The organism is Bradyrhizobium sp. UFLA05-108 (assembly GCF_059803455.1).
In genome coordinates this window covers 118,090-129,663 of the sequence record NZ_JBANAZ010000020.1, presented here as the reverse complement: position 1 = coordinate 129,663, position 11,574 = coordinate 118,090, and the positions used below count along the sequence as shown (strand labels likewise).

Here is an 11,574-nt window from a genome sequence, read left to right as displayed (position 1 = left end):
AAGGTGGACCTCATCGCAAAGGCGCCGCTCCGATCTGATGCCGAAGCAGTAGCCGATTAAAAGCATCCGGATCATTAGCTCCGGATCGATCGAAGGCCGGCCGATGCTGCTGTAGAAAGGCGCCAGATCCTGCCTGACCTGTTCAAGGTCGACAAACCTATCGATCGAGCGAAGCAAATGGTCGGAAGGGACGTGCCTCTCGAGCGAGAACTCATAGAACAAAGCAGCCTGTTCGACTTGCCGATGTCCCATCATGATCTTCAGTCCTGCCAACTAGACAGACTGAATCACTGGTATCTCTGAGTCGCAACCGCGGCCTTTTTCAACGGAATCGACCCGGAGCTGACGCCAGTCACCTGGGTCACAATGCCGGCTCTCTTGACCCTTCAACCCCAGACCATACTATAGCGGTTGACTGTTAAGCTTGGAGGGAACGGCATAACCGTTGCGACTGCACATGAACTACCTGCGCGGATTCTTCAGTTTCTATGGCCGGACAAACGGACTTCAATACGCGATACCTAATCGCTAGCCATCTTCGCGCTGACATACCCAGCCTTCGCGCGATGGGGCGATCTCGGTGCATTCACGGGGCTTGCAAAGCTAATCGTTGGGGTCTGGGTTTTATTTGCAGCCACGGCGAAGCGGTTTCACGATATCAACAAATCGGGCTTATTAAGTTACTTATTTGCGTCTCCGTGGCGGGATTGTTCACACAGCTAGTTTTGCTTTTTTATCCGGATGACGCCACGGATAACAGATTTGGACGACCCCCTCTTTGGTTCTAAGGTGGTCTGCGCAAAAACGTGTGCTTTTTGCCCATCCCGCTGTTCCCGGGATTGATCGAAATGGCCGCAATCGAAGGGTGACCGGAACAACCGTGAGATCGGGAAGAGAGTCGCCCATGGGGCGTAGCGCAAGATCGAAGTCCGTCGGACGTTATCCGGCCGGGTCGCTTGGGCGGCCGCTGCATCATAGCGCCACAGCCAACGAGCAGTGCCCATCTTCATCGGCCGCGGGCGCCACTTAGATTAAGGTCTCGCCATCGACACCTGGGCGCGTCGGTGAATACAGAGATGATCCATGAAACTCGCACATGACGGCATCCAGCTATCCTTCGACATCGCCGGGGCGGGACCGCTTCAATTCCTGTTCGTCCATGGCCTGGGCGGGGATCGCACGCATTTTGCGCCGCAGATGGAGTATTTCGCCCGTCAAGGTCGCGCGTTGAATGCCGAGCTGCGGGGGCATGGTGAGAGCGACAAGCCGCAACAGGCGTATTCGATCGAAGGCTTCGCCGATGATCTCGTCTGGCTGTGCAACCGACAGCAGATCACAAAGCCGGTCATCGTGGGTCAAAGCATGGGTGGCAACATGGCGCTCGAAATCGCCGCCCGCTATCCGGACTTTCCTGCAGGCCTGGTGCTGCTCGATTCAGGAGTGCTCTTCCCTGCCTCAGCAGGGACGGTGTTCGCCGGGTATCTGGAGGGCTTAAGGGGCGCGGATTTTGCGGACGAGGTGCTGAAAATTGTGGCGGACTCCTGTCTGCCGACCGACAGATGCCGCGCCCATGTTGAACAGACCTTCCTGGCGACGCCGCAGCACGTGCTGGTGTCCACGTTTACAAGTCTGTTCCCCTGGGATGTGCATCGGGCGCGTGAGTGCGCCCAGGCGTGCCGGGTCCCGGTGCTCTACATCGAAGCGGCCCATCGGCTTGCGGATCTGGACCGTTTTGCGGCGCTGTGCCCGCAGCTGGTCACGGCCAAGGCCGTCGGCTCCGGGCATTTCCTGTCGCTGGAAGTGCCGGAGCAGATCAACCCGATGATCGACCGGTTCATCTCGCTCTACGTGCGAAGACCCGAGTAAGCTTCGTCGCTGCTGGGCATTGCGGCGGATCAATCAGCACGGATCAATCAGCGCGAAGCAATCTGGAGCCCACGGAAATACGATCGCCGAATGGTGCCAATTCCTGATAACGGTCTCGGCGTCTTGCCCCCGAACAGTGGCGAGCGGATTGGGATAGCCGTGCTCCGATCCGCCGTTCATCATAACGCCACGGCGAACCGATAGTGCCCATCTTCATCGGCCATGGCGCGCCAATAGCGGTAGTAAATTATCCAATGCATATTATCGATCGTCTGTTCTCTTGCCTCGTTCTATTCCTTGCAATCGCAGCCGTCCCGGTGCTTCCCGCGTTCGCTGCCGAAACCTGCCCGTTCATCAGCGCCCAGGAGCTCACCGGGGCGATGCCGGCGCTCAAATGGTCACTGATTTCAAATCAGGATGGCCGCGGCTGCATCTACCAGGGCGGGCGCGGCGACACGATGATGTTGACCGTGTTCCGCAATCCCGACAAGGACCGCGCCAAGGAATTGTACGCGACCTTCGTCAAGACGCTTGGCGAGCGCATGCCGCTCAACGCAATGTCCGGGATCGGCGACGAAGGCCAGGGCGGGACGAGCGCCGCCGGTGCGCAGCGCCAGGAGGCCTCGGTCGTCGCCTTGTCCGGCGATTACATTCTGCAGATCAGCGTCTATCCGATCAGCCGGCGTGCAGACGATGCGCTGCTCGGACCGCTCACCGAAGTCGCGCGCGTTGCCATCGGCAATGTAGGCAAGACCAGCGAGCGGTTCGGCAATTGCGAATGGCTCACTACCGCGGATGCCGACGGCTTTCTCGACAACAGCACGCTTGTCGTCCAGCGGACCGGCGCGGGCAGCTGCATGATGTTCGATCGCGAGGGCAACACCATGGTCGTCGCGGTGATCGCGATCTCGCGCGACACCGTCATCAGCATGATGAAACGCACGGACGCGTGCCAACACGTGGCGATACCAGAGCTCGGCAGTGAAGCGTTCGGCGAGCATTCCTGCACCAAGGGCAACGGCAACGCCGTCAACATCTATGTCTGGAAGAACGGCAGGCAGGCTTCGATCCTGTTCGCGCCGGTCAAGCCGCATCCGGAGTCCGGCTCGGTCGAGCGCCTGAGCGCGGTCGCCGGCCGAGTCTATGGAAAACTGTAACGCGTAAGCTCCCACGCCATCGACCACCACCATCTTCTACGTCCCCGCCTCCTGGCGGGATGGTTTCGACACCTCGAATGTCGAACGCGCAGACCTTACGCGTCGGCCTCGCTCGTCCTCTCGGCCCATTCGGCCGGCCCCTGCTCCGGCTGGAGCGGCGCGTCATTCGCGGCCATTTGATCCAGCGCTCGCAACAACGCCGCGACCAGCGCCGGCTTGCGCAGGGGTTTTGCCAAGAAGTCAGACATCCCCGCCTCACGGCAGATCTTGACGTCCTCCGGGAAGGCGTTGGCGGTCAGCGCGATGATCGGCAGCACCGCGAAGCGACCGCCCGGCGCGCGGATCGCCCGCGTCGCGGCTAGGCCGTCCATCTCGGGCATGCGCACGTCCATCAGCACGACGTCATGGTCGCCCTCCGCGGCGGCCTCGACCGCCTCGACGCCGTCGATCACGACGCGCAAGTCGACGTCGAACTCGCCGAGCATCTTGCTTACGACCATGCGGTTGACGGCGTCATCCTCCGCCACCAGCACCTTCAGCGGCCGATCGAGCGCCGCGATGCGGGCCGTGAGGTCGTCGGCTTCGTTGCGGCCGGCCTCTCTGTCGGACAGCAGGGCCTGGCTCCAAGGCAGCACCAGCGCGAAGCGGAAGGTCGAGCCCTCGCCCGGCGTCGAACTGACGCCGATCGTGCCGCCCATCTGCTCGATGATGCGCCGGGAGATCGCCAGGCCCAGCCCGGTGCCGCCGAAGCGTCGGCTGATCGAGGCGTCTGCCTGCGCGAAATCGGCGAAGAGCAGACCGACCTTCTCGGGCGCGATGCCGATGCCGCTGTCGGTCACGGTCCACTCGACGGTCGCGAGCAGGTCGCGCCGCACCTGGCAGGTGGCTGATATCGTCACCTCGCCGGCATCGGTGAACTTCACCGCGTTGGAGGCGAGATTGAGCAGCACTTGCCTGATCCGGGCGACGTCGCCGCGCAGCGCCGGCGGCACGCTCGGATCGAGCGAGACCTTCACCGTGAGGCCCTTGGCCTTGGCACTGGCGCGCACGATTGTGGCAACCGTCTCGACCAGCGCCTGTGGCGAGAAATCGATCGCCTCGAACTCGAAACGGCCGGCCTCCAGCTTGGAGAGGTCGAGGATGTCGTTGAGGATGCGCTGGAGATTGTCGCCGGATTCGCGGATCGTAGTCACGGCCTCGCGCTGCTCCGGATCGAGCGAGGTCTCGAGCAGCATGCTGGCAAGCCCGAGCACACCGTTCATGGGCGTGCGGATCTCATGGCTCATCACGGCGAGGAAGTTCGATTTCGCCCGGTTTTCGGCCTCGGCCTTTTCCGCGCGCCAACGCTCGGTGATGTCGCGGCCGAATCCGCGATAGCCGAGGAACTGGCCGTCGCGATCGTAGGACGGCTTTGCCGTCAGCGACCACAGCCGCGCCTCGCCGCCGGCAACGACCTTGATGCTCATCTCGTGCAGCGGCTCGCTCTGCTCCATCAGGCCGACGATGTCGTAGGCGGTGCTCTGGTCCTCGGGACAGAGCATGTCGAGCACGTCGGCGAAATGCGCGCCCTGCAGCAGCGGCAGCGGCATCTGCGCGACCGCCGCGAAGCGCTCGGGCACGTGCACCAGGTGCCCTTCCGCATCGGTCTGCCACAGCCAGTCGCTGGCGTTCTCCTGAAACTCCTTCAGCAAGAGCGAGATGATCTCGGTCTGCCGCTCGAGCGCGAGCTGCGCCTTGAGATTGCCGAGGAACAGATTGCCTTGCGAGACGATGTTGCGCGCCATGAAGAACGCGAACAGCAGCAGGAACACCGCGGTCACCAGATACGGCCCGCTGCCGCACAACAGCAGCGCACCGACGCAGGCGAGCGTGATGGTGGCGAGATAGACGAGGCACGCGCGCGGGAAAGTCGAGAGCGTGAAGGCGCCGCCGGAGATCATGCCGACCATCAGGCAGGCCAGGATCAGCTGGCTGGTCGGCCCGACATGGCTGAACAGAGCGATCGGCAGCACGCCCCAGATCGCCGCAAGGAAAAACGCCTGCCGCATGATCTGCCGTGTGGCCCGCGGTGAGGCCTCCTGCGGCGGATGAACGAGAGAGCGCTGCCATGCGCGCAACGCCAGTGCGGCAACGGTCGTGATCGTCAGTCCCCAAACGACGAGGAATCCGTTCCAGCCCCTGCCCCAGAACATGATCAGCACGATCGCGACCGTGAGCATGTTCACAGCCATGGTCACCGGGATCAACTGCGTGACCGCATCGACCTGCCTGGCCCGGATGCGGCGCATCTCGCGCTCGCTGAGATCGGCCGTCAGGCCGTCCTCGATCTCGAAGCCGCCGAGCCAATAGAGGAACGCGCCTATCAGGCCGCTCCGCGGTTCATTGGTATCTGGGGAATTGCCGGGCCATCCCATCCGTCAGGACCTTTTTCGGCATGAATGGCAGAGCTCCTGCTTAAGCCGGGTTAATTTCTTGGGAGATTTCGAGCTTCCCGGCGGCCCATCCTTGACGGCTGCGTTTGCAGTTTGTTCTAACGGTGCCCCAGCCTGGAGTATCCCCCTCATGACGATCCGCATCGCCACCTGGAACGTGAACTCGGTCCGGCAGCGGATCGAGCATCTGATGACCTGGCTGAAGGAGTGCTCGCCCGACATCGTCTGCCTTCAGGAGATCAAATGCGTCGACGATGCCTTCCCGCGGCTTGAGATCGAGGCGCTCGGCTACAACGTCGTCACCCATGGGCAGAAGACGTTCAACGGCGTGGCACTGCTGTCCAAGCTCAAGTTCGACGAGACCAAGTCAGGGCTTGCCGGCGATGATGAGGATGCGCACGCCCGCTTCCTCGAGGGCGTGGTGACGCTCAAGCAGGGCGTCCTGCGGATCGCCTGCCTTTACCTGCCCAATGGCAATCCGGTCGGCACCGAGAAATATCCCTACAAGCTCAAATGGATGTCGCGGCTTCTTGAGTATTCGAGGGAGCGTCTCAAGGCCGAGGAGCCGCTGATCCTCGCCGGCGACTTCAACGTGATTCCCGCCGCCCGCGACGTCCACAATCCCGCCGCCTGGACCGAAGACGCCCTGTTCAAGGCCGAGACGCGGGAGAGTTTTCAATCCCTGCTCGGCCTTGGGCTCACCGACGCGTTGCGGGCGGTCACCGACGAGCCCGGGCTCTACACTTTCTGGGATTATCAGGCCGGCGCCTGGCAGAAGAACCAGGGCTTGCGGATCGACCATCTCCTGATGTCGCCGCAGGCGAGCGACAAGCTCGCCAATGTCGGGATCGACAGCTATGTGCGCGGCTGGGAGAAGCCGTCGGACCACGTGCCGGTGTGGGCGGATCTGGATCTCGAGGCGGCGTAAGGCTGCCGATCAGTCGCGACTGTTAGTCTCGCCGACCCTGCACCCACTGCTCGAGCATTTGCAGGCACATCGCGCGCTCGTCATCGGAGGCTTTTGTGATGGCGCGATTGTAGCTTTCCTTGATCCAGGTCTCGTCTGGACCCGCGCTATCACGCGCCAGAGTCAGCCACATCAGGCCGCGCGCGGCTTGCCGCGGCAGGCGATCGCCATTGAACAGCATCTGCCCGAGCAGCGCCTGCGCCTCGTGCTGGCCCTTCTGCGCGGCAAGGCCCAGCCACCGCGCACCTTGCGTAAAGGCGTCGCGCGAGGCGTCCGGCGATTTCAGATAGAGCCGGGCAAGATCATACTGCGCGTCGGCGTTGCCGAAATAGGCCGCCGCGTAGGAGAACAGCTCACGTGCCCGCTCTGCATCCGGCTTCACCTTCGAGTTGGGGATGCCGTTGAGGTAATAGCGGCCGAGCGCGACGAAGGCGTTCGCCACCATCGGGGCCTGCGGCAGCGACGGGCTGTCGGTCGCATGTGCGTTCACGAGCCGGCTGAAATAGTCAAAGGCGCGCAGATCATCCTGGGCGACGCCCTCGCCATTGGCGTACATCCGCCCAAGCTTCCACTGCGCGATGGGGTGACCGCCCTCTGCGGCGTATTGCAGTGCGGTGAAGGAAGCATCGGGATTGGTTGCAGGCGGTGGCACGCCCTTGCGCAGCGCCGCGGCGCTACCCGGCGCCGGTGAGACGACCGGGATGGCCGCATCCTGCGGATTGACCGGCGCACCGTCGAAGGCGAGCGCCGGCGCGGCCAGCGCGGAGACCCCCAACACAAACGCAACTATGGTACGCCTAGATGTCCGCATAGCACTGTTTCTCGTGCGCGCCGCCCGGATGGGTCACTGCCCCGCCGATCGCCGGTCCTACCTGCTGAGCATATTTCCACAGCGCACCCGACGTATGGTTAGTCGCGCGGGAACGCCATTTGGTCTTGCGTTGAGCCAGCTCATCGTCGCTCAATTTTACGTTAAGAGTGCCGGCGACCGCGTCGATCTCGATGATGTCGCCGTCCTCGAGCAGCCCGATCGGGCCGCCAATCGCCGCCTCGGGGCCGACATGGCCGATGCAGAAGCCGCGGGTGGCGCCCGAGAACCGGCCATCGGTGATAAGCGCGATCTTGCCGCCCATGCCCTGGCCGGTCAGCGCTGCGGTGGTCTGGAGCATTTCCCGCATGCCGGGACCACCCTTCGGCCCCTCGTAGCGGATCACGATGACTTCGCCTTCCCGGTAGGTGCGCTTCTGGACCGCCTCGAAAGCGTCTTCCTCACGGTCAAAGCACCGGGCTGGGCCGGTAAACCTGAGGTTGGACATTCCCGCGACTTTCACGATCGCACCTTCTGGCGCCAAATTGCCCTTCAGACCCACCACACCACCGGTAACGGTGATCGGCTTGTCCGCCGGATGCACCACGTCCTGGTGCGGATTCCATTTCACGCTCTTGAGATTTTCGGCGATCGTCCGGCCCGTCACAGTGAGGCAATCACCGTGCAGGAAGCCGTTGTCGAGCAGCGTCTTCATCAGAAGCGGGATGCCACCAACTTCAAACATGTCTTTGGCGACATAACGGCCGCCCGGCTTCAAATCCGCGACATAAGGTGTCTTTTTGAAGATTTCGGCGACGTCGAATAAGTCAAACTTAATGCCGGCTTCATGCGCGATTGCAGGCAGGTGCAGCGCAGCATTCGTCGAGCCGCCGGAGGCCGCGACCACGGCCGCCGCGTTTTCCAAAGATTTGCGGGTGACGATGTCGCGCGGCCGGATGTTGTCAGCGATCAGGTCCATCACCTTCTCGCCTGCGGTCATGCAGAAGGCGTCGCGGATCTCGTAGGGCGCAGGAGCGCCGGCTGAGTACGGCAGCGCAAGCCCAATGGCTTCCGAAACCGTCGCCATGGTGTTGGCGGTGAACTGCGCGCCGCAGGCGCCCGCCGAGGGGCACGCCACGCGCTCGATCTCGTCGAGGTCCTCGTCGGACATGGCGCCGACCGAGTGCTTGCCGACGGCCTCGAACATGTCCTGAACGGTAACCTGCTGCCCGCGGAAGTTGCCGGGCAGGATCGAGCCGCCATAGATGAAGATCGAAGGCACGTTGAGACGGATCATCGCCATCATCATGCCAGGCAGCGACTTGTCGCAGCCGGCGAGCCCGACGAGGGCGTCATAGGCGTGACCGCGAACCGTCAACTCGACGGAGTCGGCGATGCATTCGCGCGACGGCAGCGAGGAGCGCATGCCGTCATGGCCCATGGCGATGCCGTCGGTGACAGTGATGGTGCAGAACTCGCGCGGCGTGCCGCCGGCCGACGCCACGCCCTTCTTCACCGCCTGCGCCTGGCGCATCAGTGCGATGTTGCAGGGAGCGGCTTCATTCCAGCAGGAGGCAACGCCGACAAAGGGCTGGTGGATCTGCTCGGTGGTCAGACCCATGGCGTAGAAGTACGAGCGATGGGGCGCACGCGCAGGGCCTTCCGTCACGTGACGGCTCGGCAGCCTCTGCTTGATGTTCGTCTTGGCGTCCATCGTGAACCAGTTTCCTCGGTCAACCCTTGTCAGACCCGGAAAACAACGCCCAAGATTTGAATGAACCCTGGGATTTTTTCCTTCGCTGTTGCGAGCGCCGCAGCCCTGAAAAATTTATGGAGATTTTATTCATGGAGGGGTGTGGCCAAAAAGCGGCGCGGATAAGAACGAACCGCAATGACGGTTAAATCCGGAACAGGTGTTGCTTTGATAGCACAATCGTGGCTCCCGAGACACGATCAAGACTACCTTGATACCATCGGAAGATCACTTGGTCACAACCCCCGGTGTTGAGGCGTGCTGCGTGCATCCTAGTTCAGGCCTAACCATGAATATTCCCCCTAGCTGAGTCGCAGCTCATGACGGATGATCAGAAGAGGACGAGTCTTCTCGTTCCCGCGGCGCGCTTCGCCGACCGCCGTGCTTGCCCTACTGACGCCGCCGTGGAATTCGCAACCGACCTCACAATGGCGAATGCGCCGACGGATCCCTCGCATCGGGTGGGCGCGATCGACGCGTTGCGGGGGTTGGCACTGTTCGGCGTGCTGGCGATCAACCTCGAGACCGAGTTTCGCGTATCGATATTTCGGCAGCTTCTCCTCTCAAGCCCGGACCCGACGCTGAACGGCGTCGTCGACGCGGCGCTCGCGCTGTTCGTCGACATGAAGGCGTTCGCACTGTTCTCGCTCCTGTTCGGCGTGGGCCTTGCCATCCAGTTCGACCGGCTCGGCACCTCGCCGCAACGGGCGCGCCTCCTCGTCCGGCGGCTGCTCGTGCTGCTGCTATTTGGGGTGATCCACCTGGTCCTGATCTGGAACGGCGATATCCTCACCGAATACGCGCTGGCCGGCCTGGTCGTGCTGCCCCTTCTATGGGCGCCGCGCTGGATGATCGCGATCGTGGCGGCAATCATGCTGATTTTCTATGTGCTGCAACCGGTGCTGCCGTCTCTCATCGCCTTCCCCGATCGGACGACCCTGGCAGCGCTCGTGAGGACAGCGAACCAGACTTACGCAAACGGAAGCTTTGCGGAGGTGCTGGCGCTGCGCCTGCAAGAGCTCCCAGCCTTTCTGCCGCTGCATCTCTACGTGTTTCCGCGCACGATCGGCCTCTTCCTTGTGGGCATTCTATGCTGGAGAGGAAGACTGTTCACTGAGGCGGCCGGACGCCGAAACTTGCTGGCGATCGCCGGCCTCGCGGCCATCGCGGGCGGCCTGCTGTTGGCGCGGCTGGCGCACCCGTCTGCGACTTCGGCCAGCCAGATCGTCCTGGCGTCGGGATACGCCGTCCTGGTGATCGCCGCCGAACGGACGTCGGCCGGCGCAAGGCTGCTCCGCTTCGCCGAGCCGGTCGGACGCATGGCCTTCACCAACTACATCGTCCAGTCGGTCGTGCTCGGCTTCATCTTCTACGGCTATGGCCTCGGACTGTTTGGCAAGCTCGGCTCGGCGGTCGGCCTGCTTCTCGTCGTGACGATCTACGCCGCACAGGTGGTGGTGAGCCGGCTTTGGCTTACGCATTTTGCCTACGGACCGATCGAATGGCTGTGGCGGGCGCTGATGTACGGCCGGGCGCCGGCGTTTCGGAACGAAGGGGACCGTCGAAAAGCATCGCCATTGGCCTCCCGTCTCCGATGAAGAGAGCCTTGTCGGATCACGCGCGAGCAGCGCTCCTCACCGGGCGCCCTTCAGCGTACAGGCAGTCGTGCAGGTCACCGTCGTGCCGCGATCGCAGGACTTGCAGGCGGCGACGCACTGATTCATGTCCCTCGCATTGTAGGAGCTGTAGCTGCGCAGCGGGCAAACAGCGGTCGAGCCGGTGATGTCCTGCTCCGGCTCGCAGGCCGCCGTCATGAGTGAAAGCAAGATGACTACAACAGCCCGCATGGGATGACCTGCAAAGGACAGTTCCTGGAGCCGTTGCACGGCAATAGGCTCCAGCATTCCCAGCTGTGAGGAATCGTGGCGCGATCAGCCCTCACATCCCCAGAGGATGCGCGCCAAGTGTTAAGAACGGCTTTCGGCCCGCGTCACGCCGCAGCTTTGGGCGCGATCGCCCGCCGCGCGTCGGCCGCCAGCTCGTAGTAGTGATCCGCGAGCTTGAGGTAGAACTCCCGCTTTGCGCTGTCGGTCGCCAGCTTGGCGATCAGCTCGCACTCGGCGGTGAGCGTCTCAAACCGTTCCAGCCTGTCCTGAAGTTCCGTCATCGGCGTGTCCCCGTAAAACGCCTTCGAAGAGGATCAGCGTAAGCTCACGAAATAGGTCACGGCCAACATCGTTATCTGACTAAATCAATTTTTTATCCAGCGCGGTCTCGCCCGAAGCGCGCGTCGGGTTTACTGCATCTCAGGGATGCTGGAGCGCCGCACGATTGCCGGCAGAGAACGCAGCCTTACGCGCGGATACCCTTCGTCGAGGGCTGGATCGTCAGACGGTAGGCCACGAAGGCGAGACCGTCGAACTTCTCCACGACCTCGTCGCAGGCCGGGCAGCGGTATTCGCCGGTCGTCGGCGGCTCCGTCGCCAGCTCAAGCCGCCGAAAGCCCGCCTTGCAATGCGGACAGATGACATCGCCCTTCTTCATGGATCACTCCGTAAATTCACGGGCGCCTTCATAGCACACCTCGAGGC

The 11,574-nt window shown here is 62.8% G+C and carries 11 protein-coding genes; 4 read left to right on the top strand and 7 right to left on the bottom strand.

Annotation, left to right across the window (positions count from 1 at the left end):
* Positions 1 to 255: transposase (locus SO140_RS17130; protein ID WP_498542875.1), on the bottom strand; the 255-nt coding region annotated here is incomplete at its 3' end.
* 828 nt (positions 256 to 1,083) lie between these two features.
* Here SO140_RS17130 and SO140_RS17125 point away from each other — a divergent pair.
* Both SO140_RS17125 and SO140_RS17120 read left to right on the top strand, forming a co-directional pair.
* Complete coding sequence (locus SO140_RS17125) at positions 1,084 to 1,866, top strand: alpha/beta fold hydrolase (protein WP_498542874.1); 783 nt, start codon at positions 1,084 to 1,086, stop codon at positions 1,864 to 1,866.
* Between the two features lie 254 nt (positions 1,867 to 2,120).
* Positions 2,121 to 3,023 (top strand): hypothetical protein, encoded by a 903-nt coding sequence (locus tag SO140_RS17120; protein ID WP_498542873.1) that lies wholly within the window; start codon positions 2,121 to 2,123, stop codon positions 3,021 to 3,023.
* Between the two features lie 95 nt (positions 3,024 to 3,118).
* Here the strand turns inward: SO140_RS17120 and SO140_RS17115 are convergent, their stop codons facing one another.
* Positions 3,119 to 5,437, bottom strand: a complete 2,319-nt coding sequence (locus SO140_RS17115) for an ATP-binding protein (RefSeq protein ID WP_498542872.1) — start codon at positions 5,435 to 5,437, stop codon at positions 3,119 to 3,121.
* A 148-nt stretch (positions 5,438 to 5,585) separates the two neighbouring features.
* Between SO140_RS17115 and xth the strand changes: the two genes are divergently transcribed.
* Positions 5,586 to 6,383, top strand: a complete 798-nt coding sequence (gene xth / locus SO140_RS17110) for an exodeoxyribonuclease III (protein ID WP_498542871.1) — start codon at positions 5,586 to 5,588, stop codon at positions 6,381 to 6,383.
* 22 nt (positions 6,384 to 6,405) lie between these two features.
* Here the strand turns inward: xth and SO140_RS17105 are convergent, their stop codons facing one another.
* Together SO140_RS17105 and ilvD are read right to left on the bottom strand one after the other, a co-directional pair.
* A complete protein-coding gene (locus tag SO140_RS17105; protein ID WP_449383288.1) occupies positions 6,406 to 7,233 on the bottom strand; it encodes a tetratricopeptide repeat protein in 828 nt (275 codons plus the stop codon).
* Positions 7,220 to 8,944 carry a dihydroxy-acid dehydratase gene (gene ilvD, locus SO140_RS17100; RefSeq protein WP_498540303.1) on the bottom strand — a complete coding sequence of 575 codons (1,725 nt, stop codon included), beginning with the start codon at positions 8,942 to 8,944 and terminating at the stop codon, positions 7,220 to 7,222. Before ilvD ends, SO140_RS17105 begins: the two co-directional genes overlap by 14 nt.
* Positions 8,945 to 9,303: 359 nt before the next feature.
* Here ilvD and SO140_RS17095 point away from each other — a divergent pair, with 359 nt between their 5' ends.
* The gene (locus SO140_RS17095; protein ID WP_498542870.1) at positions 9,304 to 10,581 is read left to right on the top strand and encodes a DUF418 domain-containing protein; all 1,278 of its coding nucleotides are present in this window, start codon (positions 9,304 to 9,306) and stop codon (positions 10,579 to 10,581) included.
* Between the two features lie 36 nt (positions 10,582 to 10,617).
* Here the strand turns inward: SO140_RS17095 and SO140_RS17090 are convergent, their stop codons facing one another.
* The 3 genes from SO140_RS17090 to SO140_RS17080 form a co-directional block, all read right to left on the bottom strand.
* A complete protein-coding gene (locus SO140_RS17090) occupies positions 10,618 to 10,830 on the bottom strand; it encodes a hypothetical protein (RefSeq protein ID WP_449383285.1) in 213 nt (70 codons plus the stop codon).
* A 143-nt stretch (positions 10,831 to 10,973) separates the two neighbouring features.
* A complete protein-coding gene (locus SO140_RS17085; RefSeq protein ID WP_449383284.1) occupies positions 10,974 to 11,150 on the bottom strand; it encodes a hypothetical protein in 177 nt (58 codons plus the stop codon).
* A gap of 185 nt (positions 11,151 to 11,335) precedes the next feature.
* Entirely contained in the window at positions 11,336 to 11,527 is a 192-nt protein-coding gene (locus tag SO140_RS17080) for a hypothetical protein (protein WP_449383283.1), read from the bottom strand.
* Positions 11,528 to 11,574: the final 47 nt, after the last annotated feature.